The sequence below is a fragment of the Dyadobacter sp. CY327 genome, from assembly GCF_021390415.1.
Taxonomy (GTDB): Bacteria; Bacteroidota; Bacteroidia; order Cytophagales; family Spirosomataceae; genus Dyadobacter; species Dyadobacter chenhuakuii.
Genome location: NZ_JAJUXJ010000007.1, coordinates 677,562 through 702,251, shown reverse-complemented (window position 1 = coordinate 702,251; position 24,690 = coordinate 677,562). Strand labels below are relative to the sequence as shown.

Genomic DNA, 24,690 nt, shown 5'->3' with positions numbered 1-24,690 from the left:
ATCAGATTCCCTTCAGTCTGGCGGTCATTAAAATGGCGCATACAGACAGCGAATCAGTAATTTCGGAACGCATGCACATATCGACCGCTTCCTGCAAAGACACTTTCCGCACTTGCAGATCTTCGGTGTCCTCAGGTTCTGCTTCCTGTTGCGTCAGTTCTTCGGCGATGAACAGGAAACCTTCTTCATTGGTGGCCGAATTGGAAGTATGAATGCGCGCAAGCTTGGTCCATTTTTCAGCCAGCAAACCGGTTTCTTCTTTCAGCTCCCGCTTGGCCGCGTCCAGCGGATCTGCATTTAAAGCGCCGCCGCCTTCCGGAATTTCCCAGGAATATTCATCAATTGCATAGCGATATTGGCCTACCAGATAAATGTTGCCCTCAGCATCCAGTGGAATAACGCCAATGGCTTGATTCTTAAATTTTACCAGCCCATAAATGCCCTTATTTCCCGACGGGTTGATCACATCGCGATGGCTCAGTTCGAGCCACGCATTTTCGTAGACAGTTTCGGTTGAAAGTGTTTTCCAATTATTTTCTGTGGTTATAACCCGCATTTTCTTAGTATTTTTGGCCTCTGAATTTCAAATCGCAAATGCAAATAAACCAAAATAAGCTTAAACAACGTCTCATACTGCTGTCTTTTATAGCCAGCATCATCCTGACGGGTTTGAAATTCTTCGCTTATTATCTCACCTCCTCCAACGCCATCCTGAGCGATGCGCTGGAATCGATCATTAATGTTATAGCGAGTGGTTTTGCGTTTTACAGCATTTATCTTTCGGCGCAGCCCAAAGACAGGAACCATCCATACGGACACGGCAAAATAGAGTTTTTCTCCGCTGGTTTTGAAGGTGCATTGATCATGATCGCTTCGCTTTTTATCATCATCGAAGCGGTGAACAGGATCCTGGATCCCGCTCCTATTGAAAACCTGCTTCAAGGTTCCGGGTTTATACTTTTTACCATCATTGTCAACACTGCTATCGGTTATAAGCTGTTAACCGAAGGCAGGAAAATGAATTCGCTGGCACTTACCGCCGATGGACGCCATTTGATGACGGACAGCATCAGCAGTCTGGTCCTGATTGTGAGCGTCGGACTCATTATGCTAACTGGCTACGTCTGGATTGATAGCGCTGCTTCCCTCCTGTTCGGTTTATTTCTTGCTTATAACGGCTTCCTGCTTGTTAGTAAATCCGTAGCCGGGCTTATGGACGCTGTGGATGACGCGTTGTTGGAAAAAGTAGTGCAGACATTAAAGGATAATAAAAAAACAGAATGGATCGACGTGCACAACCTGCGCGTGCAGCAATACGGCTCTGACCTGCACATTGATTGCCATTTGACATTGCCATATTATTGGGAACTGCAGAAAGTGCATGAAACAATTCATAATTTTGAAAACATACTGAAAGACAGCCATACCGGAGAAACCGAGATTTTCGTTCATGCAGACCCGTGCTTATATCAATGCTGTTACTTTTGCCGGGTCGAAAACTGTCCCGTTCGGGCGCATGCATTTATCAAGGACATTGACTGGGACGCAGCAAGTCTGGTGAAAAATGAGAAGCTGTATAATGAAGCAAGAATTCACATTCCATAATAAATATAAATCTAAATTCTAACCAAAATGTACGTTTCTCGTCGCAATTTCCTTAAAAAAGCCGGTGCTACGGCCTTCGCAGCAACCGCTTTTTCCGACTTACTAATGGCAGATCCTGCCAAAAAACTATGGTTCGATATTTCACTCGCAGAATGGTCTTTGCACAAAGCACTTTTCAAAAAAGAACTGACTAACCTCGATTTCCCGGCATTGGCGAAAAAAGAGTTTGGCATTTCTATCGTGGAATATGTAAACCAGTTCTTCAAAGACAAAGCGGAAGACAAAACATATCTGAATGATTTGATCCAAAGACAAAAAGACAACGGCGTAACTGCGCATTTGATCATGATCGACGGCGAAGGCGGCCTGGGAGAATTGGATGCTGCGGTTCGTAACAAGGCCGTTGAAAACCATTATCGCTGGGTGGAAGCTGCGAAATATCTGGGTTGCAAAACCATCCGCGTAAATGCATTTGGAAAAGGTAGCTTTGAAGAAATAGCAAAATCTGCCGTAGACGGGCTTGGTAAGTTAGGGGAGTTCGCTGCGAAAACAGGAATTAACGTAATCGTCGAAAACCACGGAGGGTCATCATCCAACGGACAATGGTTGTCGGGCGTAATGAAGCAGGTTAACCTAAAAAATGTAGGAACATTGCCAGACTTCGGTAACTTCTGCATCACCAGAAAAGACGGCGGCTGCGCAGAATCATACGACAGATATCAGGGAACGAAAGAGTTGATGCCCTACGCAAAAGGCGTAAGCGCAAAAACATATGACTTCGACGAAAAAGGAAACTGCATTGAAACGGATTATACAAAAATCCTGAAAATCGTTAAAGACGCAGGCTTCAAAGGAATCGCTGGGATCGAATATGAAGGAAGCAAGCTTTCTGAGTATGATGGGATTAAAGCGACTAAGGCGTTGCTTGAGAGAGTTGGACCAACGGTTTAGTAGGAGGTTTTGAGTCGACTGACTTTGTCATCGTGAGTGGACCAACCCTGTCCCCTGAGCGGAGCCGAAGGGACGTGTAGGATGCTTGCTGGCATGCTGCATGTCCCTTCGGCTCCGCTCAGGGTGACAGGGCTGGTCTTTAAGGAGCTAACGAATCACATCCCCAAATAACTTAAAAACTCCTTCTTAGTACTCTCCTCCTGAAACTTCCCGCCATAAAACGCGGTAACAGTGGAGCTTCCCGAATCCCTTATTCCGCGGGACTGAACGCACATGTGCTGCGCATCAATTACAACTGCCACATCTTCCGTTTCCAAGGCTAATTTCAGCTCAGTAGCAATCTGCACGGTGAGGCGTTCCTGAACTTGCGGACGTTTTGCAAAGTATTCTACAATGCGGTTCAGTTTGGAAAGTCCGATCACTTTACCGCTTGAAATGTATGCAACGTGCGCTTTTCCGTAAATGGGGACGAAATGGTGTTCGCAGTTGGAGAACACCGATATATCTTTTTCGACCAGCATCTGGTCATACTTATATTTGTTTTCGAACAAAGTGACCGCCGGCTTATTCTTTGGATCAAGGCCGCTGAAAACCTCTGTGATAAACATTTTGGCAACCCGTTTCGGTGTGCCTTTCAGGCTGTCATCGGTCAGGTCCAGGCCCATGATTTCCATAATGTGGCGGAAATGCTTTTCAATCAGCTCCATCTTCATGTCGTCCTCCATTGCAAAGGCATCTTTACGCAAAGGTGTGTCGATCGAAGAAAATACATGATCGTTTCCAACTTCCTCAACCTCAACCATTTCAGTCGACGGGATATTCGACAAAGTTCCGTTCTGTTTCATATAATCTAACTTTCAGGTCAAGGCCTGAGTCAATTTTTGATCTTAATATGGTATAAATAACGATCGCGATATTTTCCGCGGAAGGGTTGAGTGATTTGAATTCTTCGACGTCGAGATTAAGGTTTTTATGGTCAAAACGATCGAGCACAAATTCTTTTAAAACAGAACTGAGTACTTTCATATCCAGCACATAACCGGTTTCAGGATCAACTTCCCCCGTCACCTGAACGATCAGCTCATAATTGTGCCCGTGAAAATTGGGATTATTGCATTTGCCAAACACGCTCTCATTCTTTTCAGCCGACCATTCCGGATTATGAAGACGATGAGCCGCATTGAAATGTTCCTTCCGGAACACCGCCACCTTTTGAGCCATATGATGATTTACTTAAAATAAAATTCGCTTTAAATGTCGTTACAAAGTATGTGTCCAACACACTTAAAGCCTTCGAGCCTGGACGTAATGCTCTTTCTGGGGTCACTTGTGTTGGGTTAACGCTTTGCAATTCCAATTTGTTCATTTTTTAAAATAATCGTCACCACTTGCAGGAATTTCCATTTCATCTGAATTAATAAAAAAAATTAAAAAATACGGTTATTGAATGTAAATTGCGATCTTGGAAACCATTGTGCCGATGGCAGGCCAACCCCATCCTGAACCTTTAAATGGACAACGTCATGAATAGACGCGACTTTATTCAACAAGCCTCAATGGCCGGACCCGCCATCGGGATATTGCCGTCATTGTATTCCAACGAAGCGAAAGCGGCTGACAAAGTGCGGCTGGGGTTTATTGGTGTAGGACTTCGCGGCCGCAGTCACCTTGAACAGGCACTTTTTCGTCAGGATGTGGAAGTGAATGCAATCTGCGACATTGACCCGGCTGCCATCAACGCTTCCCTGGCACAAATCAAGAAATCGGGAAGAAAAGCGCCGGCGGTTTATGGGAAAGGTGACGAGGACTTTCTGAATATGGTTAAGCGCGATGACCTGGATGGGATCCTGATTGCAACGCCCTGGCAATGGCACGTTCCTATGACGCTGTCTGCCATGAGAGCTGGAAAGTATGCAGCGGTTGAAGTTTCTGCCACGGTCACTTTACAGGAGTCGTGGGACCTGGTGGACACATTTGAAAAAACCGGCTCGCACTGCATGATCCTCGAAAACGTGTGTTACCGCCGGGATGTCATGGCGATATTGAACATGGTTCGCAAGGGAATGTTTGGCGAAATGACCTATGCGCATTGCGGTTACCAGCACGATCTGCGGTCTGTTAAGCTGAATGACGGCAAAAGCAATGGCGGTGTAGGCGTAGAATTTGGTGAAAAAGGATTTTCAGAAGCCAGATGGCGCACCCAACATTCCGTCGACCGCAACGGCGACATTTATCCAACGCACGGCCTGGGCCCGGTGGCGCACTGGATGGACATTAACCGCGGCAACAAATTCTCTTACCTGACTTCCACGGCCACCAAATCGAGAGGTTTACACAAATATATCGTTGATCATGGCGGTAAAGATCATCCTAATGCCAAAGTCAATTTCAAGCTCGGCGACATTGTTACGACCGTAATCCAATGCCACAACGGCGAAAATATAGTGCTCGTTCATGACACCAATTCGCCGCGCCCCTACTCGCTCGCTTTCCGTGCGCAGGGGACCAACGGCATCTGGATGAACGACGGACACAGCATATATATAGAAGGTGTTTCTCCAAAAGAACACACCGCCGAACCTGACAAGGCCTATCTCGACAAGAACGACCATCCGTTATGGGCAAAATATGCGAAAGATGCAGAAAGCGCAGGCCACGGCGGCATCGATTATTTCGTATTAAGAGGCTTTATTGAATCTATTAAAAGAAAAACCGCACCGCCCATTGACGTGTACGATGCGGCCACATGGAGCGCCATCAGCCCATTATCAGAAATGTCCATTGCAAAAGGAAGCGCGCCCATTGAAATTCCGGATTTCACCCGGGGCAAATGGAAAACCAACAAGCGCATTTTCGGACTGAATGACGAGTATTAACAGCTATTTTTCATTTTTAAACTGCATAACCCTTACCAATTAATTTAAACCTAAATGGACAACAAAAAAAGCTACCTTGGCCCTCTCTTTATGATTGGCGTTATATTCTTTGTGATGGGTTTCATCACCTGGGTAAACGGCACATTAATTACCTTTTTCAAAAAAGCATTTTCCCTTGATAACACCAGTTCCTACCTGGTAACATTCGCCTTTTTCATTTCCTACACGATCATGGCGATCCCCTGTTCTTATGTTGTAAAAAAGACGGGTTTCAAAAACGGAATGTCGCTGGCCCTGCTTGTGATGGCGGCGGGAACGCTGATCTTCATTCCAGCCGCTGAAATGGCTTCCTATCCGGTATTCTTGGTGGGACTTTTCACGATCGGGATCGGTCTGACGGTTTTGCAAACATCTTCCAATCCTTATGCAACGATCCTGGGACCACGCGAAAGTGCTGCTCAGCGGATCAGTATCATGGGAATTGCAAACAAATCGGCAGGGATCCTGAGCCAGGTGATCATCGGTAAATTGCTCTTATCCGGTGCAAGTTCAACAGACCCACAGGAAGAGCTTGACAAAGTGGTTGTTCCTTATCTCGTTTTGACCGCGATTCTGGTCGGTTTGGCGATTTTGATCCGCATGTCCAAAGGCTTGGTGGAAGTAAGTGAGGAAGAGGAAGCGCCGGTTGGATCAGCACCGGTTGTAGAAAAAACGAGCGTTTTCCAGTTTCCTAACCTTGTGTTGGGCGTGATCGCATTGTTTTGTTATGTAGGTGTTGAAGTAATTGCGGGGGATACGATCATTAATTATGGTGTTTCGCTCGGTTTCGCAGAAGAAGAAGCGAGGCTTTTTGGAACATATACATTGGGTGGGATGATGTTTGGCTATGTTCTGGGCATTGTTTTGATTCCTAAATATGTATCTCAGCAGGCATATCTGATGTTTTCGGCCGTTCTCGGAATGGTAGTAACCATTGCTGCAATCTTTACAACGGGCTTTGCATCAGTGCTTTGCATTGCAATTTTAGGTTTTGCCAATGCGGTGATCTGGCCTGCACTATGGCCTTTGGCATTGAGCGGACTGGGTAAGTTTACCAAAATAGCGTCTGCATTACTGGTAATGGGGATTTCCGGGGGCGCGGTGATGCCATTGGTTTACGGCGGCATTGCGGATTCAATCAAAAGCACGCAGCAGGCTTACTGGATCATGGTTCCGTTGTATATTTTTATCCTTTATTTCGGTCTGGTAGGCCATAAAAAGAAAAGCTGGTAGTTCATGAAGATTTCGACTCCGGGCCGTATATGTTTATTTGGTGAACATCAGGATTATCTTGGATTGCCTGTCATTGCAGCGGCCATTTCCCGCCGGATCAGCATCGACGGGCGCTATCGGGATGATGACAAAATCATCCTGCATTTGCCCGATCTTGGGCTGAAGGAGGAGTTTTCTCTAAACGATACATTTCCATACGTGGTGCAGCGGGACTATTTCCGCAGCACCATTAATGTTTTAAAACGAAAGGGTTTAACTTTTTCAAAAGGTTTTGAATGTGTCATACACGGCAACATTCCGATCAATTCCGGAACGTCGAGCTCATCGGCGTTGATCGTTTCCTGGGCGCATTTTCTGGATAAAATGAGCGATAAGCCGGTTGGTTTTTCTCAAAAAGAATTGGGAGAAATTGCCAATGCAGCCGAAGTGCTCGAATTTGGCGAACCCGGCGGCATGATGGACCATTATTCTACGGCCATCGGCAATGTGATTTACCTGGAATCAACACCCGTCATTCATGTTGAAGCGCTAACACCGACCTTGGGAACATTCGTTTTAGGTGATTCTCTGGAGGCAAAAGACACATTAGGCATCCTCGCACGCTGCCGTTATGGAATGGAAGATGTGATCAAAAAAGTCACGAACTACGACCCTGAATTTTCCATTTTTAGCACGCCTTTTGAAAAAGCTGCTGAATACCAATCAAAGCTGACCGACGATGAGCTGAGCCTTTTAAAAGCCAATCTCGAAGACCGCGACATACTTCTGGAAGGTAAAGTGCTGTTAACACAAAGCATTAATAGTCCTGTTAATGAGGAGTTTGACAAACATTTTGGCGGACTTTTATATAAACATTACAAAAACCTGCGCGACCATAAAAGGACGTCAACGCCCAAGATAGAACGCATGATGAATGCAGCTTTATCGGCGGGTGCATTGGGCGGTAAGATCAATGGCTCGGGCGGTGGCGGCTGCATGTTTGTATATGCGCCCACGAAAGCTGAGGAGGTGGCCGAAGCCATCGAAAAACAAGGCGGAAAAAGTTACATCATCACAGTTGATTCAGGAACGCGGATCGAAAACTGAGGCATTAAAATGCACGATTGTAATTCCGATTGTGTTTTTGTTTTAAGACCTTTGCCAATATCATAACAACTCCATGGCAGTAGTTACAGCTTCTGAAAAAACGACAAATCTTTACTGTCCTTCTCTGACAGCATATAAAAGACGCGAAACGATCACCATTAATATCGGCGACCTGCCTATGGGTTCCGACTATCCCATTCGCGTTCAGTCGATGACGACGGTGGACACGATGGATACGCAAGGATCTATTGATGAGGTGATCAGAATGGTGGATTCGGGTTGCGAATATGTGCGTATTACGGCGCCCAGTGTGAAGGAAGCGCAAAATCTTGAAAACATCCGGAACGGCCTGCGCAAGCTCGGTATTAATGTTCCGCTCATTGCCGACATACATTTCACACCCAATGCAGCCGAACTGGCAGCAAGGATTGTAGAAAAAGTAAGGATCAATCCTGGAAATTACGCCGATCGCAAGCGTTTTGAAGTTATTGACTACACCGATGCTTCCTATGCCGCGGAATTGGAACGGATCCGTGAAAAATTCATCCCGCTGGTGCGCATATGTAAGGAATATGGCACAGCGATGCGCATTGGCACAAATCACGGCTCGCTTTCAGACCGGATACTGAGCCGTTATGGCGACACACCGCTGGGTATGGTGGAATCGGCGCTGGAATTTCTACGGATCTGCGAAGAATTCAATTATTTCAACATTGCGCTTTCCATGAAATCCAGCAACACGCAGGTGATGGTGGAAGCATATCGGTTGCTTGTGCAGCGTTTGGACGAAGAAGGCTTAAAGCCTTATCCGTTGCACCTTGGCGTAACAGAAGCAGGCGAAGCGGAAGATGGCCGGATCAAGTCGGCTGTCGGAATTGGCACATTACTGGAAGATGGGTTAGGCGATACGGTCCGTGTTTCATTAACGGAAGCCCCTGAAAAAGAAGCACCTGTGGCTCGTGCATTAATCCAGCGTTATGTTAACAGAACACCTCACGATTTCATCGAGCCGGTTGAATCTTGCCCTATCAATCCATTTCAATACACAAGAAGGGATACAAGAGAGGTTTATAATTTCGGACATTTGAATGTGCCGCGTGTGATTGCGGATTATTCCAATATCGAAGTTACCCAGCTCGAAAACTTGAAAAGCATCGGACATTTCTTTTTGCCAGTGCCGGATAAATGGGCTATGAACGATCAGGGAGCTGATTTTATATATTCCGGAAAAAACCCTATTCCGTTCATGCTGCCAAACGGTTTGCGTGAGATACTGGATTTTGAGCAATGGCAACAACATGAAAATGCTGCAAACAAATTTCCGCTTTTCGAGGCAGAACAATGGCTTGAAACCGATAAGACACTCGTTTCAACGCAGTTGAATTTTATCAAAGGCACCATACATTCACTGAATGATGCGCTGCTGGAAAATGTCAGAGAGGCGACCAACATTGTCCTGCTGATACACACCGACAACGCACATGCAATGCCGGAACTGCGCCGGTTCTTTTATAAGCTGGTTGAAAAGGGAATTAAAATCCCGGTAGTCGTCCAGCGCGAGTACGCAACCGATTCGGGCGATGAGCTTACATTATATTCAGCTACGGACGTTGGTGGTTTGCTCGTCGATGGTTTTGGCGATGGCGTGTTGTTACAGCCATCTTTCCCAATGCACATCAATCACACAGACAAGCTGAAAGTTGCCGCCTCGTTCAACAGCATAGCATTCGGCATTTTGCAAGCCGCCAGAACCCGGATGTCGAAAACAGAATACATTTCCTGCCCATCCTGCGGACGAACGCTGTTTGACTTACAGGAAACAACAGCCATGATCCGAAAGCACACCGAACATTTGAAAGGCGTGAAAATCGGCATTATGGGCTGCATTGTAAATGGACCAGGTGAAATGGCCGATGCGGATTACGGATACGTGGGTATGGGAAAAGACAAAATTGCTTTGTATCGTGGTCAGGAAGTGATCAAAAGATCAGTAACTGCGGCGAAAGCAGTAGAAGAATTGATCGGGTTAATTCGGGAAGACGGTCGCTGGATCGAGCCGGACGAGCGTGAAATATTGGTTTAGCAGGGTTGGTAAAGATAGAAACAGCAAAATTTATGAAAAGATACTTTCAATTAGGCGACGTGTTTGGTTACTTCTTTCGCGTCTTCAAAAAAAGGGATCCTAATGCCCCCGATTCCTTTAACCTCCGCATGATGCATGGTATTAACCGCATCTCCATCGTCATGTTTTTGATTTGCGTTATCATTATGATCGTTAGAGCATTAACAAGATGAACCTGGAATCGCTGAGAGACTTTTGCCTGCAACTTCCAGGCGTAACAGAGGAACTGCCCTTTGGCCCGGATACACTCGTATTCAAGGTAAAAGGCAAAGTATTTCTCCTTACCCCCATGGACTCAGCGTCCCACCAGTTCAACGCCAAATGCGATCCCGAAAAAGCAGAAGAGCTAAGAGAAAAATATCCGGACGTAAAGCCCGGATATCATATGAATAAGAAGCACTGGAACACGGTTTACGTCACCGGTAACATTCCTAGTGAGACGCTGTTTGGCTGGGTGAAGGACTCTTATGATTTGATAGTTAAGAGTTTGCCGAAGAAGGATCAGGTGGGGCTGGCCTTATGACTTGCAGGCTGCCATCGTGCTAGCCCTTCGGCTCCGCTCAGGGTGACAGGGGCAGTAGCGAGCTGCGAAGCCACTTTGTAAGTCTGAGCAGACCGGGCCGCCGGGCGGCCGAAGACACATCCACAATGCCCTGTCAGTCTGAGCGGAGCCGAAGACACAATCGCCAAGCCCGAGCGAACCGCAACGCCCTGTCAGTCTGAGCGGACCGGGCAGCCGGGCGGCCGAAGACATGACCGCAACGCCCTACTTCGCAGCCTTCATCTCTTCATCGAGCTTCTTGCTCAATGTCTCACAAACCCCTTCAATCGCATCTGCCATTACATTATCATTCGTAGCAGTCAGCAACGTATCCGCGATGCCGCTCATGAGTTCGATGTAGAAGCGTTTCATTTCGAAAACTTCCATATCCTTGGTCCAAAGGTCAATTTTTAATGTGCCTCTGTGGTAATGATCCCAAACGGCGATGGCGATGGCGCGGGTGTCGTTGATGCCTTCGTTGGGGTTGTCTGTCGCATTCCAAAAAATCTTTTCCGGTATGTTCTTGTCGTCGAGTTCAACACTAAAATGTATTTCCGATTTTTTCATATGAGGTGTTAATATTTAGACAAAAGTAACCAATTGAGGAAATTTATAGTTCTGAAAGATTACTTTGCTGCCTGCTTGAACACCTTTTTCAAAAGATCGGTAACACGTGCTTTCGGGTCTTCGCGGATTTTCTTCTCTTCCTGTGCGATCAAAATGTATAACCCGTCGATAGTCTTTTGCGTAGCATAACCTTTTAAATCCGGATTCACTTTCTTCACCAGAGGAATTTTGTTATAAGTGTCAACGATTTCCTTGTAATAGTCCGTCGCCTTGTTCAGATTGAGCGTAGAGTCTACAACAGGGAAGAATGTTTTATACAAATCCTCATTCGTCGTCTTCTTCAAATATTGCGTTGCCGCATCGTCCTGGCCTTTTAATATGCCCAGGGCATCAGGGACGGTCATGGACGTAATGGCCTTTACAAAAATAGGCTTTGATTTCTTTGCGGCATCTTCTGCTGCGCGATTGAGTGATAATGTGAATTTATCCACCTGATCTCCCAGTCCCATCTTCCTTAAAGTCTCTGCCACTTTCTGCGCTTCCGGAGGGACGGCAATTTTGATCAGCTCATTTTTGAAAAAACCATCCACTTTGGAAGCTTCCGCAGAACCATTACTAATCCCGACATTCAAGGCCTCTTTCAAACCCGATACGATTTCATTTTCGCCAAGTCCATCCGATTTCCCGCTCACCTTATCAAGCACTTTTCCTAAGTTGAACTGGGCCTGTGAATTAGTAGCTGCCAGGAGTGAAAATATTAATATTGCTAAGATTTTGTGATTCATTATGATTGTGTTTGTTAAATTCCGACTACGCCTTAAACGTACTCAATAACGATTAATTTTACTTATTTTTGGGAAAATAACGGTCTTAATCAACCAATTTCAAACTATGGCTCCCATAATCCGGGCTGAAATTTTAACGATCGGTGATGAAATCCTTTTTGGACAAATTACGGATACAAATACGCAATGGATTGGCTCTCAACTGACTGATATAGGCATTCGGCCGGTTAGAAAGACTTCGGTTGGAGATAACAAAGCCGACATACTGGATGCCTTTTCGGCAGCCAGCCAGCGGGTGAACGTTATTATTGTGACCGGAGGCCTCGGCCCTACCCGCGATGACATTACCAAGCATACATTTTGCGAATATTTTGGGACTGAACTTGAAATCAACCAGGAGGCACTGGAACTGATTACGGCGTTTTTTGCAAAACGCGGACGCGCCATGACTGAGCTCAACATCCAGCAGGCTGCACTTCCCAAAAATTGTACCTACATTCCAAATCTTTGGGGAACCGCGCCGGGAATGTGGTTTGAAAAAGACGACGTAATTTACGTTTCGCTGCCCGGCGTGCCGTACGAGATGAAGAGCCTGATGGAGTTTGAGATCCTCCCCAGGCTGAAATCAAGATTTGTTTCAAACATTATTCAACATAAATCGGTACGGACGATCGGCATAGGAGAATCTTTTCTGGCCGAAACGATCGCACCTTGGGAGGACGTTCTTCCTGAACATATAAAACTGGCATATCTGCCTCACTTCGGGCAGGTTAAGCTGCGCCTGACAGGCACCGGAACAGTCCAGGCCCGGCTGGATGCCGACCTTGCAGAGCAGGTTGCGTTACTGATGCCGTATATTGAAGAATGGGTTTTTGGATTTGATACGGATGAACTGGAAACAGTGATCGGATCGTTACTTGTTCAGCACAACGCGACAGTAGGAACGGCGGAAAGCTGCACGGGCGGTTTTGTTGCCAACCAAATCACGAGTGTGCCTGGCGCTTCGCAATATTTTCAGGGTTCGGTGGTGAGTTACAGCAATGAAGTCAAAATAAATGTGCTGGGTGTTTCACCTCAGACATTGGAAGCATTCGGGGCGGTAAGTGAGCAGACTGCGCGAGAAATGGCCGAGGGCGCCCGCAAAGTGCTAAACACCACATTCGCGATTTCCACAACGGGCATTGCCGGACCGGATGGAGGCACGGCCGAGAAGCCGGTTGGAACCGTCTGGATTGCCTGCGCAACGCCGGAGGAAACATTCACCCAATTACTTACCTTGCGCAACAACCGGAAGATCAACATTGAACTTACCGCTTCTTATGCACTGAATTTGTTGCGCAAAACCATTTTGAAAACCAATCTTGCCGTCAAAGGCTGAGAAGAACATTAATATACATTCGGCAACAAAATAAGCTGCCGCGAATGAAAGATACCAGTTATGAAAATAGTTGAAATGGTAATGCCTCCAATGGGCGAAAGTATTATGGAATGCACTGTCCTTCATTTACTTGCAAAAGCAGGTGATAAGGTTTCGGTGGATGATTCGATATTGGAGGTTGCCACGGACAAAGTGGATACGGAAGTCCCCTGCCCTTTTTCCGGCGTGCTTACGGAATGGCTTGTTGCTGAAAACGACGTTGTGCCCATAGGAAGCCCGGTTGCAAAGATTGAAGTGGAGAATGATGTGGATGAAAGCGATCAGCAGCCAGTGGATCAACCTGTCCATGAGCCCTTTAGCGCCGCATCGGAGGTGGAAGCAACGGCGGCTGTATTGGAAAAGGAATATGAGGAAGTGCTTACCAAAAAAGCACAGCCTGCGCTGGAATATGCCAAAAATAGCCCGGAAAACAATGCATTCTATTCCCCGTTGGTTCTGAGCATTGCGCGTGAAGAGCACATCACGGAAACGGAGCTGGCCACCATTCCGGGAACGGGCATGGAAAACCGGGTCACCAAAAACGATATTATTTCCTTTCTGGATAACCGCAAAAAGTCTCCTGCAACGGCAATGCCAATTGCAACTTCACTGAACGGCAGCAACGAGATCATTGAAATGGACCGGATGCGGAAGATGATCTCGCAGCGGATGGTTGAGTCGAAGCGAATTTCGGCGCATGTTACTTCCTTTATTGAAACTGATATGACGCCGGTGGTTCAATGGCGGGAGCATACGAAAGCTGAGTATAGAAGGAAAACGGGCGACAGCATCACTTTTACGCCTATTTTGATTGAAGCTGTCGTAAAGGCGATCAAAGATTATCCGATGATCAATATTTCAGTGGATGGCGACCGGATCATTAAGAAGAAGGAAATTAACATTGGAATGGCCGTAGCTCTGCCGGATGGAAACCTCATTGTCCCGGTTATCCATCGCGCAGACCAGTATGATCTGCCTGGATTGGCAAGAAAAGTAAATGATCTCGCCAAGAGAGCGCGGGAGAACAAGTTGAAGGCAGACGATCTGGCCGGCGGAACTTACACGATTTCCAACATTGGCGCATTTGCAAATCTGATGGGCACGCCGATTATCGTTCAGCCGCAGGTTGCGATCATGGCTTTTGGTGCAATAAAAAAGAAACCGGCCGTGATTGAAACGCCGCAAGGCGATTTGCTCGGCATTCGCAGCCTGATGTTCATCTCACATTCGTATGACCACCGCGTTGTGGACGGCTCGCTGGGTGGACTTTTCTTGAAACGCGTACACGATTATCTTGAAAATTTCGATACGCACAGAACTATAATGTAATGCTCAGACTCACCTTGGACATGGATGATGTGATGGCGAACACCCACAAGAAGCTCGCCAACATTGTTCACAATGATTTTTCAACGGTATATAATGAAGAACAGCTGAGAAAAAGCGCTTTCAGAGATATTTTACACCCCAAGCAACTTGTAAAGCTGCATAAGATCATTGATACGCCTGGCTTTTTTGCCGATATTGAAGTGATGAACGGGGCGGTTGAAACAGTCTACAAGCTGTCAAAGTTTTACGAAATATTTGTGGCCACCGCATGCATGGAATTTCCGACGTCGTTCAACGATAAATTTGCCTGGCTAAAAAAGCATTTCCCGTTTATTCCGTGGACTAATGTTGTGTTCTGCGGTTATAAAAGCATTATCCAGTCCGATTACCTGATTGACGATCACGTGCGAAACCTGAATGCGTTCAAAGGCACGGGCATCCTTTTTACAGCGCCGCATAATGTTAAAGAAACCTCATATAAGCGTGTTTCCAATTGGAAGGATGTTTCTGAATTATTCCTACCCATCGCATGAAGCTACTACTTATTGAAGACGAACCGAAAACGCTGCAATCCATTAAACAAGGGCTGGAAGAAAACGGATATGAAGTGGACATTGCCTATGACGGCCTGATCGGCAGGCAGCTGGCCAAAAATAACACTTATCAACTCATTATCAGTGACATTATCATTCCCGGGATCAACGGGATAGAGCTTTGCCGGGAGATCAGGACGTGGGGTGATGAAACGCCTATTTTAATGTTAACTGCGTTGGGCACGACAGATGATAAAGTCACGGGTCTGGATGCCGGCGCGGACGATTACCTGGTCAAACCGTTCGAATTTAAAGAGCTTCTTGCCCGGGTGAGGGCATTAACGAAGCGTGGCACAACCGTTTCTCATACCGCGCAGCTTCTGAAATTTGCCGATCTCGAAATATCGTTGGACGCGAAAACGGTTTATAGGTCAGGAAATAAGATCAATCTCACGGCAAGGGAATTTAACCTGCTCGTTTACCTGATCCGTAACCAGGGCCGGGTCATTTCCAAAGTGGAGATTGCTGAGCAGGTTTGGGATATTGGTTTTGATACGGGCACCAATGTCATTGAAGTTTATGTAAATTATCTTCGGAAAAAAATCGATAAGGATTATCCTGTCAAGCTGATCCACACCCAGTTTGGTATGGGCTATGTGCTTAAAGTAGAGTAAATTATGCAGATCCGCACCAGACTTACAGTTCAGTTTTCCCTGCTGGTGAGCGGAATCCTTCTGATCACTTTTCTGGCGATATACTTTTTTTCCTATTACAATGTTAATGAGGACTTTTACGATCGGTTAAGGTCCAAAGCCAAGTCGCAAGCCGAACTTTTGCTGAAAGTCCCGCAAGTAAATACCGAGGTTCTGAAAGCGCTGGATGAAACCAACCGCGATTTGATCTACGACGAAAATACATTCATTTTCGACGAAAAGAACCGCCTCATTTACAGCAACCCAACCAGCCCTCAGTCCAAATCCATTCACGTATCCAACTTCTGGCTGGACGAGATCCGGAAGGCAGGACAGATCCGCTATACGGATGGCGATTATAAAGTTGTAGGGTTGTATTACAAATATCCGTTTAATCGGGCCGTGGTTTTGTTAGGGGCAAAAGATTTGTACGGACAGGCCAATTTATCCAATTTAAGCACCCTACTCACGGTTTTGTTCTTTATCGTGACCATTATCGTGGCACTCGTTGGCTGGATTTTCTCGAAACGTGCATTAAGGCCAATTTCCAAGGTGATGAATGCGGTCGAAAGAATTTTGCCTCAAAAACTCGACACCAGACTGGACGTTCCGAACCAGAAAGACGAAATTGGCCGCTTAACGACAACATTCAACAATCTTCTTGACCGAATCGAAACTGCATTTCAAATGCAAAAGATTTTCGTGGCTAATGTTTCGCACGAGCTTAAAAATCCTTTGACCAAGATCCGCTCGCAGCTGGAAGTCAGCATGCTAAAAGAACGAAATACCGCCGATTACCAGCTTACTATTCAATCCGTTTTGGAAGACATTCAGGAGCTGGCGCAGCTATCGAATACATTGTTAGAACTTGCGAAAGTGAGCGAGGATCAAAAAGATCTGCTCACAGAAATCATTCGCGTTGATGATCTTTTACTGGATTGCCGACTGGGCCTCGCACAAGCAAACCCTTCCTACAACATTCAGCTCAATTTCGACGAGTTGCCCGAAGACGACACCTGGCTTGAACTGACCGGAAACTCGACATTATTGAAAACCGCGTTCCTGAACCTGATGGACAATGCGTGCAAGTTTTCGGAGAACAATACAGTAAATGTGAATCTGAAAACATCTGCCAGGAGGTTGACGTTAAGCTTTTCAGATAATGGGAAGGGAATTCCGAAAGAAGATCAGAGTCTGGTTTTTCAGCCATTTTACCGCAGCGACAACACGGCAAACATTAAAGGATATGGAATCGGGTTGTCACTGGTGGAGCGGATTGTGAAGCTGCATTCGGGCAATGTTAACATTTTCTCCAATCAACCGAAGGGCACAACATTCGTTGTAACATTTTCGAAGCTCTAAGCAAATTCTAACTTTTTATTAACGCCCTTTTAAGTATTGTATGATTTATTTGTATTGTCTTAATAAGACATGCCGATAAAACGGCAGTTAAAAAGGATTTCATTTTTTGTGGTGTTAATAAGCAAACTTGGCAGGTGTATCTCACACCTGCCAAAGTTTTTTTGTGGCCCTCTGGTCTGTTCGGTCTACCTAGGGAGCAAGCGTTAGGAATTTCACTTCGACTCCGCTCAGTGTGACAGGAAAAAAAAATCCACTCAGTGTGACAGGAAAAAAACTCCGCTCAATGTGACAATCATCTGTCACACTGAGCGGAGCCGAAGTGAAAGTAGCAAGATACTTACCTAGTTCTTCTTTCGTATCTCAATAATCTTCAACTTATTCAACATCTTGATCACCGGATAAGTCGGATCAACTTCATACCATCTTGATCCGAAATTAATCGAATTAGGTCTTTTATGATGATTATTCTGGAATAACTCACCCATCATCAAGAAATCGAAGATGAGAGAATTCTTTGATTTGTCTTCATTATCGAAGTTCTGGTAACCATATTTATGACCACTCCAGTTTACGATTGCGCCGTGGATCGGGCCCATTAGGAAGTGGATCGGCAAAAGGAAGAAAAACGCCCAGTGCATATCCAGATAAATGTAAGCCAAAATGTAAAATGCGGTATACAACAACGCCCATCCAGAACGTGAAAGCCACGAATCTCCCAACTTTTCAATAAAGCGCCATTCCGGATAATTCCTTTCGAATTGGGATTCAATTGCACGCTTGCGGCTTAGCACTGCATTATAAATATTCTTCGTTTCCCACATCATCGTAAACACGTTTTTGGTATGGTGCGGCGAGTGCGGATCTTTTTCCGTGTCACTGAAAGCATGGTGCATGCGGTGAAGAATCGCGTAGGCTCTCGGACTTAAATAGGAAGACCCCTGGGAAAGATAAGTCAGTAAATAGAAGAACCGCTCCCATGGCTTGCTCATAATGAACATTTTATGCGCAGAGTAACGGTGTAGGAAAAAGGTTTGACAAAAAAGGGATAAATACCAATGTACAACAAAAACGATAAGGACTATATACATGGAACGAGATGAAATGATATTATTTTAAACTTTGTACAAAAGTAAGGCTAAGCGCTTACAAAACCGAAATTCAGAAAACTAATTTGGAATTATTTTATATTACCTGCGCCTGTATTTAGAGAATCATGAAAGCATAACTAAGCAGGTTAGCGCCCATTTGCAGCGCCTTTCTTCGCATTTCCTCAGGATCATTGTAAACACTCTGGTCTTCCCAGCCATTGCCCAGATCTGTTTCGTAACTGTAATAACAAACCAAGCGTCCTTGCCAGATAAGCCCGTAACCTTGCGGCTGCTTGCCATCGTGCTCATGAACTTTCGGCAGCCCTTCCGGAAACAGATATTTGATCCGGTAAACCTGGTGGTCAAAAGGCAATTCGACAAATGAAAGCTCAGGAAAAACCTTTTTCATTTCCCGTCTCACAAACTGATCGAGGCCATAGTTGTCATCGATGTGCAGAAATCCGCCCGAGAGCAGATAATTGCGAAGGTTTTGAGCCTCAGCATCGTTGAAAACAACATTGCCGTGGCCCGTCATATGCACAAACGGATAAGTGAAAATGTCTGCGCTACCCACTTCCACCACGTCTTCTGTGGGGTTAATGTTCATTTTCAGCTCCGTATTGCAGAATTTGATCAGATTCGGAAGAGAGGTTTTATTGGCATACCAGTCGCCACCGCCGCCGTATTTAAGTTTTGCAATCTTTAATGATGATTGCGCCAATGTTACCGTGCTTATCAGAACGAATGTGACCAGCCCTAAAAACTTTCCAAAACGCACTACTGATCGGTTCATATGCATTGATGCTTTTATAATATGTTCTGTGCCAGATTAATGGCATGGCAGCCCGCTACGGCCGCTGTTTCTGTTCTTAAACGGGTTGGGCCGAGAGAAACCGTTGAAAATCCGTGATCAAATGCCAGCGAAACTTCCTTTTCACTGAAATCTCCTTCCGGACCTATTAATAAAGTGGTTCCCTGGCCTTTTTTTACTTTACTAAAAACGTGCTCAACCCTATTATGATCTGGCACATAGGCAATTAATTTTACAGAATCTTTCACATCCTTCACAAACGCTTCATATTTATTGCCCACCGTGATGATCGGCAGATAATGTTGCTGTGACTGTTTCATCGCAGCGGCAGCTATCCGGTTCAGCCTTGTGAGGTTTACGACGCGGTTGATCGTGTCTGTATTGGTATGTTCGGTGATTACAAAATCAATGCGCTCAACGCCTATCTCGGTCATCTTCTCCACCATCCACTCATTGCGCTCAGCCTTGCGCGTGGGCGCGATCACCATATTTACGGCGAAGGGTCGTCTTTCGATCTGCTGTGATTCCAAAACTTCGTAACCCGCCTTTCTGCCCTGAACATTCAACACGCATTTCTGCAATGTGCCTTTGCCATTGGTAACATATATAATGTCACCGGAGCCGAGCCTCAGCACTTTGGAACTGTGCCTGGCCTCTTCTTCATCCAATTCAAAAATTTTCGAGTCGGGCTGGTAAAATAGATGCATCTGAAAAGTAAATAGGAATTAAGATAAGAGAACCGTCGAACATTATCAAAGCGACGCTCAAATTTACGTGTATGATGCACATAACCATCAAGGCAGCCTTATATTATTCCGCGAATGCAGAAAAACGTGATTTTTGCATTTTGGCAACATTTCGACATGAACTATGTCTGATTGACACGTGGATTTACAGTTTTTGCAAAAATATTCTCCGGATGCATCCATTTATAATTTCACCCGTTTTATGAGAATAGTACATCTTTTACTGACAATACTACCACAAACCCAATAATATTCTGTGTATGGTTAATTTTTCTTAGTTTTTATTTTTTGGAAATACATTTTTGCATTAATATTGTGCCGTTATAATAATTCGTCACCACTTTATCTAGTACTATTATGTCAAAATCCAAGCTGGAATATATTTGGTTGGATGGCTACAAGCCGACCCAAAGTTTACGTAGCAAAACCAAAATTGAAAGCGATTTCAGTGGAAAATTGGAAGATTGCAGCAACTGGTCATTTGATGGTTCATCTACTGAACAGGCGCTTGGCGGTTCTTCTGACTGTTTGTTAAAACCAGTTTATATTTGCCCGGATCCATTGCGCAGAGATGCTTATCTGGTTATGTGCGAAGTGCTTAACGCAGATGGAACTGCTCACGTATCCAATGGCCGTGCGACAATTGAGGATGATGACAACGATTTCTGGTTCGGTTTCGAGCAAGAATATTTCCTTTGGGATGTTGATACAAACAAACCATTGGGCTTCCCGGCAAATGGTTACCCTGCACCACAAGGACCATACTATTGCTCAGTAGGCGCGCAGAATGCATTTGGCCGTGAGATCATTGAGGAGCACCTTGACGCATGTCTTGATGCAGGCCTTAATGTTGAAGGTATTAATGCAGAGGTTGCAGCAGGACAGTGGGAATTCCAGATTTTCGCAAAAGGCGCGAAAGAAGCTGGTGACCAGATCTGGCTTGGCCGTTATTTGCTTGAAAGAATTGGTGAAAAATATGGTGTTGCTATCAACTGGCATTGCAAGCCCCTGGGCGAGCTTGACTGGAACGGAAGCGGAATGCACGCTAACTTCTCAAACTCTGCTTTGAGAACGGCTGGAAGCAAAGAAGTTTTTGATAAGGTTTGCGAATCTTTCCGTCCTGTTGTTAAAGAACACATTGACGTTTACGGTGCTGACAACCACCTTCGTTTGACTGGAAAGCACGAAACTGCTTCTATCCACGATTTCAGCTACGGTGTATCTGACCGCGGTGCATCCATTCGTATCCCTGTTCTTGTTCCTCAAAAAGGATGGAGCGGATATTTGGAAGATCGTCGTCCAAACTCAGCTGCTGATCCTTACAAAGTAGCAGCACGTATTATCAAGACTGTTAAATCTGCGCTATAATACTTGCAGAACCGATATAATGTTAAATGAAAAAACCGCCCAATTGGCGGTTTTTTCATTTAAGACCAATCCCGGAGGGATGTAATATCGGTAGCCGCAACGCGGCGTCAACGGCGATTGCATGGTTAATGCAAAAATCCCGGAGGGATGTAATATCGGTAGCCGCAACGCGGCGTCAACGGCGAATTGCATGGTTAACGCAAAAATCCCGGAGGGATGTAATATTGGTAGCCAAAAACGCTATGATATCTGCAGAACCGATATAATGTAAAATGAAAAAACCGCCCAATTGGCGGTTTTTTCGTTTAAGATCAATCCCGGAGGGATGTAATATCGGTAGCCGCAACGCGGCGTCAATGGCGATTGCATGGTTAATGCAAAATCCCGGAGGGATGTAACGTCTTGCATGATGTTACATCCCTCCGGGATTTTTTGTATTCGGTTGAACTTTGTTTGCTACCGATGTTATATCCCTCTGGGATTTTTTATTCGGTTGAACTTTGTTTGCTACCGATGTTATCCCTCCTGGATTTTTCATTCGGTTGAACTTTGTTTGCTACCGATGTTATATCCCTCCGGGATTTTTATTCGGTCACATTAATTGCTACCAATATTACATCCCTCTGGGATTTTTTATTCGGTCACATTATTTGCTGCCAATATTGCGTTGCCTGCGGCTAATCAATCCTGCTCTTCGCTTCCGGAGAAGGAATAGAGCGTTGGATCTAACTGGATGCGGCCGGCGTTAAAGCGGAGGATGAAATCGTTGATGGTTTTATCATTGATCTCTGTTTTGTTCAATCCCACTTCCAGACCGATTCCATAGTCAAACGTTTCGTCCGTTTCGATGTGCTCGCGGACGGTTATTTCCTCATTTTCTTCGATCTCCTCGATGAATTCGGTCAGCATTAATTCTGCCTCCTCGTCTTGCTCATCGTCACAAACGTAATCGTCCGGGCGCTCGTCGAGGGAAACGTAGTTGGGCATCACTTTTTTCAGCCTTTCCAAAGCAGCATCGTACACCAATGTCGAATGGTGCAATCTCAATGTATAGATCAGCGCGTCGTAGATGACTTCTTTTTCATTATACATTCCTACAAACTGAACGTGCGCGTGTTCGTTGTTGTCTTCTTCATCATCTTCCAGCTCGTCCTCAACATGTATAAAGCTTGATCGCTCCGCCTTACATTCTTGTTTCAGCACTTCAATTTCTTCTGGATCAAATCCCGGATTCATAGTCTCGATAGTTTATTGAATAAAGCGTTTGCTTTAAAATTATTCCAAAAATAACATTTCACGGTATTTTGCCAAAGGCCAGTCTTCATCGTCGATTAATAATTCCAGTTTATCCACGTGATATCTGATCTCTTCAAAGAAACCTTTTACTTCCGAGCCATACATTTTAGCCCTTTCAAAAAGGTCGTCAATGTTGTTGGCAGTCTTGCGCTGATCCGTCATTTCCTGCACCAGCTTTTTGATGACGACAATGTGCGTCGAAATGTCTTTGATGATTTCCTTGATAGGCGCAGCCTCTTCCAGCATTTCCAGATCCGTCAGCGACCGGGCGGTTTGCGCGAGTTTGAACTGATATTTTACAACCGTGGAAACGATGTGGTTCAATGCAAGGTCGCCGATGACACGCGATTCGATCTGCAATTTTTTGACATAATTTTCCAATTCGATTTCATAGCGTGCATGCAACTCACGCGAGGTAAGCACGCCCATTCTTTCAAATGCGGCAATAGTGCGTTCGGTTTTATACGCATGCAAGGCCTCGTAAGTCTCGCGGATATTGGTAAGCCCCCTGTTTTTGGCCTCCTCCACCCATTCCTCAGAATAACCGTTTCCTTCGAAAAGAATGTTTTTGGATTCTGTAAAATAGCGTTTCAGGATCTCTACCGTTGCTACTTTCTTTTCCTCCCCTGCCGCAAGGCGTTCATCCATTTCTTTTTTGAATTCCAGCAACTGGTTTGCTACGATGGTGTTCAAAACGATCATTGGCGACGCGCTGTTTTGCGAGCTTCCTACGGCGCGGTATTCAAATTTATTTCCTGTAAAACAGAATGGCGAAGTGCGGTTACGGTCCGTGTTATCGCGCTGCAAATTAGGGATGCGGGTGATTCCCAGTTTGTAATAAAAATTTTCCCCTTTTTCAAGCGTGATTTCGCCTTTATTCACCAGTTCTTCAAGCATATTCGTCAGCTCGTTTCCTAAGAAAACAGACACAATCGATGGCGGCGCTTCGTTGGCACCCAGCCTGTGTTCATTACCGGCAGAAGAAATAGAAGCACGGAGCAAATCTGCGTGATCGTGAACAGCTTTGACCACATTCATCAGGAATGTTAGGAAGCGCAGGTTTTCTTTTGGCTTGGAGGTCGGTGCGAGCAGGTTAATGCCTGTGTCCGTAGACAGCGACCAGTTGTTATGTTTCCCGCTTCCGTTAATTCCGGCAAACGGTTTTTCATGAAAAAGCACCTGGAAATTATGCTTGTCGCCCACTTTCTGCATTAGATCCATCAATAATGCATTGTGGTCGATGGCAAGGTTTACTTCTTCAAATGTTGGGGCACATTCAAACTGGCCCGGTGCAACCTCATTGTGTCGCGTCCGAACGGGAATGCCCAGTTTCAATGCTTCAAATTCGAAATCCACCATAAATGCATTCACCCGAGGTGATATCGAACCAAAATAATGGTCGTCCAGCTGCTGGCCACGCGCGGGGCTGTGTCCAAAAACGGTCCTGCCGGCCATTAACAGGTCGGGACGGGCATAGTATAGTGCTTTATCAACCAAAAAATATTCCTGCTCAATGCCCAATGTTGGCGTTACTTTATCCACGTCGCGGTTGAAAAACTGGCAAACCGAAGTGGCAGCTTTGTCCAACATTACCAGCGATTTCAGCAATGGCGCCTTGTAATCCAGCGCTTCCCCTGTGTATGAGATAAAAACTGAAGGGATACACAATGTCTTCCCTCCTGCCCCATTATCCATTAAAAACGCTGGGGAGCTTGGGTCCCACCCCGTGTAACCGCGCGCTTCGAATGTTGCACGCAAACCGCCGCTCGGAAAAGACGATGCGTCCGGTTCCTGCTGTACCAATGCGCTGCCTTTGAATTTTTCGACGGCTTTTCCGTCTATCGTCAGGTCAAAAAATGAATCGTGCTTTTCTGCCGTCGTTCCGGTGAGTGGCTGGAACCAGTGCGTATAATGCGTTGCCCCTTTGGAAACTGCCCATGATTTCATTGCCGCCGAAACCTCATCTGCAACCTCCCGGTCAATCGTCGAGCCGGAGCGTATTGCATTGGAAATCTTGGTGTACGCCTCAGCGGAGAGCAGTGTTTTCATTACATCATCGCTGAATGTGTTACTACCATACAAGTCGGTAATTTTTTCTGATGGAGGGGAAAGTGAGGGGGCAACCCGGCCTTGAGCAATTTCAAACGCTTTGGAACGAAAAGTCATTTTATTTCTTGATTTATATTAATTCTGCCCAAAATTATTTATTTAAAAGTACGAACAACAATTCCGGGCGACATTTT

The 24,690-nt window shown here is 45.5% G+C and carries 24 protein-coding genes; 14 read left to right on the top strand and 10 right to left on the bottom strand.

Features of this window, described 5'->3' with window-relative positions; translation table 11 throughout:
• Position 1: 1 nt before the first annotated feature.
• A complete protein-coding gene (locus tag LZG74_RS19205; RefSeq protein WP_026632953.1) occupies positions 2–556 on the bottom strand; it encodes an NUDIX hydrolase in 555 nt (184 codons plus the stop codon).
• 38 nt (positions 557–594) lie between these two features.
• Between LZG74_RS19205 and LZG74_RS19200 the strand changes: the two genes are divergently transcribed.
• The gene (locus LZG74_RS19200; RefSeq protein WP_233798131.1) at positions 595–1,605 is read left to right on the top strand and encodes a cation diffusion facilitator family transporter; all 1,011 of its coding nucleotides are present in this window, start codon (positions 595–597) and stop codon (positions 1,603–1,605) included.
• Between the two features lie 27 nt (positions 1,606–1,632).
• Entirely contained in the window at positions 1,633–2,556 is a 924-nt protein-coding gene (locus LZG74_RS19195; RefSeq protein WP_233798130.1) for a sugar phosphate isomerase/epimerase, read from the top strand.
• A 155-nt stretch (positions 2,557–2,711) separates the two neighbouring features.
• Here LZG74_RS19195 and folE read toward each other — a convergent pair whose 3' ends face one another.
• Positions 2,712–3,401 (bottom strand): GTP cyclohydrolase I FolE, encoded by a 690-nt coding sequence (gene folE / locus LZG74_RS19190; RefSeq protein WP_026632950.1) that lies wholly within the window; start codon positions 3,399–3,401, stop codon positions 2,712–2,714.
• Positions 3,361–3,777 (bottom strand): 6-carboxytetrahydropterin synthase, encoded by a 417-nt coding sequence (locus LZG74_RS19185; RefSeq protein WP_233798129.1) that lies wholly within the window; start codon positions 3,775–3,777, stop codon positions 3,361–3,363. Before LZG74_RS19185 ends, folE begins: the two co-directional genes overlap by 41 nt.
• Before the next feature lie 335 nt (positions 3,778–4,112).
• Here LZG74_RS19185 and LZG74_RS19180 point away from each other — a divergent pair, with 335 nt between their 5' ends.
• The 6 genes from LZG74_RS19180 (at position 4,113) to LZG74_RS19155 (ending at position 10,435) form a co-directional block, all read left to right on the top strand.
• Positions 4,113–5,432 carry a Gfo/Idh/MocA family protein gene (locus LZG74_RS19180; RefSeq protein WP_409014518.1) on the top strand — a complete coding sequence of 440 codons (1,320 nt, stop codon included), beginning with the start codon at positions 4,113–4,115 and terminating at the stop codon, positions 5,430–5,432.
• Between the two features lie 54 nt (positions 5,433–5,486).
• Entirely contained in the window at positions 5,487–6,704 is a 1,218-nt protein-coding gene (locus LZG74_RS19175; RefSeq protein WP_233798127.1) for a sugar MFS transporter, read from the top strand.
• Between the two features lie 3 nt (positions 6,705–6,707).
• Entirely contained in the window at positions 6,708–7,790 is a 1,083-nt protein-coding gene (locus LZG74_RS19170) for a galactokinase family protein (protein ID WP_233798126.1), read from the top strand.
• A 73-nt stretch (positions 7,791–7,863) separates the two neighbouring features.
• Positions 7,864–9,873, top strand: coding sequence for a (E)-4-hydroxy-3-methylbut-2-enyl-diphosphate synthase (gene ispG, locus LZG74_RS19165; RefSeq protein WP_233798125.1), 2,010 nt, complete (start codon positions 7,864–7,866; stop codon positions 9,871–9,873).
• A gap of 32 nt (positions 9,874–9,905) precedes the next feature.
• Positions 9,906–10,085 carry a DUF6728 family protein gene (locus LZG74_RS19160; RefSeq protein ID WP_084439924.1) on the top strand — a complete coding sequence of 60 codons (180 nt, stop codon included), beginning with the start codon at positions 9,906–9,908 and terminating at the stop codon, positions 10,083–10,085.
• Positions 10,082–10,435, top strand: a complete 354-nt coding sequence (locus LZG74_RS19155) for an MmcQ/YjbR family DNA-binding protein (RefSeq protein ID WP_233798124.1) — start codon at positions 10,082–10,084, stop codon at positions 10,433–10,435. Before LZG74_RS19160 ends, LZG74_RS19155 begins: the two co-directional genes overlap by 4 nt.
• Before the next feature lie 243 nt (positions 10,436–10,678).
• Here LZG74_RS19155 and gldC read toward each other — a convergent pair whose 3' ends face one another.
• Positions 10,679–11,020 carry a gliding motility protein GldC gene (gene gldC / locus LZG74_RS19150; protein ID WP_026632943.1) on the bottom strand — a complete coding sequence of 114 codons (342 nt, stop codon included), beginning with the start codon at positions 11,018–11,020 and terminating at the stop codon, positions 10,679–10,681.
• A 59-nt stretch (positions 11,021–11,079) separates the two neighbouring features.
• Positions 11,080–11,805 carry a DUF4197 domain-containing protein gene (locus LZG74_RS19145; protein ID WP_233798123.1) on the bottom strand — a complete coding sequence of 242 codons (726 nt, stop codon included), beginning with the start codon at positions 11,803–11,805 and terminating at the stop codon, positions 11,080–11,082.
• Between the two features lie 106 nt (positions 11,806–11,911).
• On the opposite strand from LZG74_RS19145, the gene LZG74_RS19140 reads away from it, so the two are divergent.
• The 5 genes from LZG74_RS19140 to LZG74_RS19120 are packed head-to-tail and all read left to right on the top strand — an operon-like array spanning position 11,912 to position 17,138.
• Positions 11,912–13,183: a competence/damage-inducible protein A gene (locus LZG74_RS19140; RefSeq protein ID WP_233798122.1), complete on the top strand. Its 1,272-nt coding sequence runs from the start codon at positions 11,912–11,914 to the stop codon at positions 13,181–13,183.
• 60 nt (positions 13,184–13,243) lie between these two features.
• Positions 13,244–14,551 carry a dihydrolipoamide acetyltransferase family protein gene (locus LZG74_RS19135; RefSeq protein WP_233798121.1) on the top strand — a complete coding sequence of 436 codons (1,308 nt, stop codon included), beginning with the start codon at positions 13,244–13,246 and terminating at the stop codon, positions 14,549–14,551.
• Positions 14,551–15,084 (top strand): 5' nucleotidase, NT5C type, encoded by a 534-nt coding sequence (locus tag LZG74_RS19130; RefSeq protein WP_233798120.1) that lies wholly within the window; start codon positions 14,551–14,553, stop codon positions 15,082–15,084. The genes LZG74_RS19135 and LZG74_RS19130 overlap by 1 nt, the downstream gene beginning before the upstream one ends.
• Complete coding sequence (locus LZG74_RS19125; RefSeq protein ID WP_233798119.1) at positions 15,081–15,758, top strand: response regulator transcription factor; 678 nt, start codon at positions 15,081–15,083, stop codon at positions 15,756–15,758. Before LZG74_RS19130 ends, LZG74_RS19125 begins: the two co-directional genes overlap by 4 nt.
• Before the next feature lie 3 nt (positions 15,759–15,761).
• Complete coding sequence (locus LZG74_RS19120; protein ID WP_026632937.1) at positions 15,762–17,138, top strand: HAMP domain-containing sensor histidine kinase; 1,377 nt, start codon at positions 15,762–15,764, stop codon at positions 17,136–17,138.
• A gap of 341 nt (positions 17,139–17,479) precedes the next feature.
• On the opposite strand, the gene LZG74_RS19115 is transcribed toward LZG74_RS19120, so the two are convergent.
• The 3 genes from LZG74_RS19115 to LZG74_RS19105 form a co-directional block, all read right to left on the bottom strand.
• The gene (locus LZG74_RS19115) at positions 17,480–18,226 is read right to left on the bottom strand and encodes an acyl-CoA desaturase (RefSeq protein ID WP_233798118.1); all 747 of its coding nucleotides are present in this window, start codon (positions 18,224–18,226) and stop codon (positions 17,480–17,482) included.
• Positions 18,227–18,341: 115 nt separating this feature from the next.
• A complete protein-coding gene (locus LZG74_RS19110) occupies positions 18,342–19,019 on the bottom strand; it encodes a DUF4159 domain-containing protein (RefSeq protein ID WP_233798117.1) in 678 nt (225 codons plus the stop codon).
• Between the two features lie 14 nt (positions 19,020–19,033).
• Positions 19,034–19,744 carry a 16S rRNA (uracil(1498)-N(3))-methyltransferase gene (locus tag LZG74_RS19105; RefSeq protein WP_233798116.1) on the bottom strand — a complete coding sequence of 237 codons (711 nt, stop codon included), beginning with the start codon at positions 19,742–19,744 and terminating at the stop codon, positions 19,034–19,036.
• A gap of 396 nt (positions 19,745–20,140) precedes the next feature.
• Here LZG74_RS19105 and LZG74_RS19100 point away from each other — a divergent pair, with 396 nt between their 5' ends.
• Entirely contained in the window at positions 20,141–21,151 is a 1,011-nt protein-coding gene (locus LZG74_RS19100; protein WP_233798115.1) for a glutamine synthetase beta-grasp domain-containing protein, read from the top strand.
• Between the two features lie 681 nt (positions 21,152–21,832).
• On the opposite strand, the gene LZG74_RS19095 is transcribed toward LZG74_RS19100, so the two are convergent.
• Together LZG74_RS19095 and LZG74_RS19090 are read right to left on the bottom strand one after the other, a co-directional pair.
• The gene (locus tag LZG74_RS19095; protein ID WP_233798114.1) at positions 21,833–22,387 is read right to left on the bottom strand and encodes a hypothetical protein; all 555 of its coding nucleotides are present in this window, start codon (positions 22,385–22,387) and stop codon (positions 21,833–21,835) included.
• A gap of 39 nt (positions 22,388–22,426) precedes the next feature.
• Positions 22,427–24,613: a glutamine synthetase III gene (locus LZG74_RS19090; RefSeq protein ID WP_026632931.1), complete on the bottom strand. Its 2,187-nt coding sequence runs from the start codon at positions 24,611–24,613 to the stop codon at positions 22,427–22,429.
• Positions 24,614–24,690: the final 77 nt, after the last annotated feature.

Coding starts and splice junctions, on each gene's coding strand:
- LZG74_RS19180 (WP_409014518.1), top strand. CDS start 4,113: ATGGCCGGACCCGCCATCGGGATATTGCCGTCATTGTATTCCAACGAA.
- LZG74_RS19170 (WP_233798126.1), top strand. CDS start 6,708: ATGAAGATTTCGACTCCGGGCCGTATATGTTTATTTGGTGAACATCAG.
- LZG74_RS19175 (WP_233798127.1), top strand. CDS start 5,487: ATGGACAACAAAAAAAGCTACCTTGGCCCTCTCTTTATGATTGGCGTT.
- LZG74_RS19125 (WP_233798119.1), top strand. CDS start 15,081: ATGAAGCTACTACTTATTGAAGACGAACCGAAAACGCTGCAATCCATT.
- LZG74_RS19205 (WP_026632953.1), bottom strand. CDS start 556: ATGCGGGTTATAACCACAGAAAATAATTGGAAAACACTTTCAACCGAA.
- LZG74_RS19120 (WP_026632937.1), top strand. CDS start 15,762: ATGCAGATCCGCACCAGACTTACAGTTCAGTTTTCCCTGCTGGTGAGC.
- LZG74_RS19135 (WP_233798121.1), top strand. CDS start 13,244: ATGAAAATAGTTGAAATGGTAATGCCTCCAATGGGCGAAAGTATTATG.
- LZG74_RS19115 (WP_233798118.1), bottom strand. CDS start 18,226: ATGTATATAGTCCTTATCGTTTTTGTTGTACATTGGTATTTATCCCTT.
- LZG74_RS19110 (WP_233798117.1), bottom strand. CDS start 19,019: ATGAACCGATCAGTAGTGCGTTTTGGAAAGTTTTTAGGGCTGGTCACA.
- LZG74_RS19100 (WP_233798115.1), top strand. CDS start 20,141: ATGTCAAAATCCAAGCTGGAATATATTTGGTTGGATGGCTACAAGCCG.
- LZG74_RS19160 (WP_084439924.1), top strand. CDS start 9,906: ATGAAAAGATACTTTCAATTAGGCGACGTGTTTGGTTACTTCTTTCGC.
- LZG74_RS19185 (WP_233798129.1), bottom strand. CDS start 3,777: ATGGCTCAAAAGGTGGCGGTGTTCCGGAAGGAACATTTCAATGCGGCT.
- LZG74_RS19090 (WP_026632931.1), bottom strand. CDS start 24,613: ATGACTTTTCGTTCCAAAGCGTTTGAAATTGCTCAAGGCCGGGTTGCC.
- folE (WP_026632950.1), bottom strand. CDS start 3,401: ATGAAACAGAACGGAACTTTGTCGAATATCCCGTCGACTGAAATGGTT.
- LZG74_RS19200 (WP_233798131.1), top strand. CDS start 595: ATGCAAATAAACCAAAATAAGCTTAAACAACGTCTCATACTGCTGTCT.
- LZG74_RS19130 (WP_233798120.1), top strand. CDS start 14,551: ATGCTCAGACTCACCTTGGACATGGATGATGTGATGGCGAACACCCAC.
- LZG74_RS19145 (WP_233798123.1), bottom strand. CDS start 11,805: ATGAATCACAAAATCTTAGCAATATTAATATTTTCACTCCTGGCAGCT.
- LZG74_RS19195 (WP_233798130.1), top strand. CDS start 1,633: ATGTACGTTTCTCGTCGCAATTTCCTTAAAAAAGCCGGTGCTACGGCC.
- LZG74_RS19155 (WP_233798124.1), top strand. CDS start 10,082: ATGAACCTGGAATCGCTGAGAGACTTTTGCCTGCAACTTCCAGGCGTA.
- LZG74_RS19095 (WP_233798114.1), bottom strand. CDS start 22,387: ATGAATCCGGGATTTGATCCAGAAGAAATTGAAGTGCTGAAACAAGAA.
- LZG74_RS19140 (WP_233798122.1), top strand. CDS start 11,912: ATGGCTCCCATAATCCGGGCTGAAATTTTAACGATCGGTGATGAAATC.
- LZG74_RS19105 (WP_233798116.1), bottom strand. CDS start 19,744: ATGCATCTATTTTACCAGCCCGACTCGAAAATTTTTGAATTGGATGAA.
- gldC (WP_026632943.1), bottom strand. CDS start 11,020: ATGAAAAAATCGGAAATACATTTTAGTGTTGAACTCGACGACAAGAAC.
- ispG (WP_233798125.1), top strand. CDS start 7,864: ATGGCAGTAGTTACAGCTTCTGAAAAAACGACAAATCTTTACTGTCCT.